The organism is Acidovorax cavernicola, assembly GCF_003581445.1.
Genome location: NZ_QXMN01000377.1, coordinates 1 through 522, shown reverse-complemented (window position 1 = coordinate 522; position 522 = coordinate 1). Strand labels below are relative to the sequence as shown.

Annotated in this window: 1 protein-coding gene; it reads right to left on the bottom strand. The window is 64.4% G+C overall.

The annotated features are described in order from the left end of the window. On the bottom strand, positions 1 to 522 hold a 522-nt coding region (locus tag D3H34_RS33760; RefSeq protein WP_167481338.1), incomplete at both ends, for an ATPase, T2SS/T4P/T4SS family.

Below are 522 nucleotides of genomic sequence, written 5' to 3'. Positions count from 1 at the left end.
TTCCGACGGGTCTTCGGCCGTCGCGATGTTGACGCCGGGCTTGTTCAGCAGGTTCAGGCAGGTATAGAGCGAGACTGTCTTGCCCGAGCCCGTGGGGCCGGTGACCAGGATCATGCCGTAGGGGCGGCCGATGGCGTGCATCAGCCGTTCGCGCTCCTCGGGCTCGTAGCCCAGCGCATCGATGCCCATCTTGGCGCTTTCGGGGTCCAGGATACGGATCACGATCTTTTCGCCGAACAGCGTGGGCAGGGTGCTCACGCGGAAGTCGATCGTGCGGTTGGGGCCGATCTTGAGCTTCATGCGCCCGTCTTGCGGCACGCGCTTCTCCGAGATGTCCAGGCGGGAGATGACCTTGATGCGCGACGCGAGCTTGTCCTTGATGGCGATCGGCGGCGAGGCGATCTCGCGCAGCTCGCCGTCGATGCGAAAGCGCACCCGGTAGTGGTGCTCGTAGGGCTCGAAGTGCAGATCGGACGCGCGCATGTGGAACGCGTCGAGCAGCATCTTGTGCAGGAACTTGAC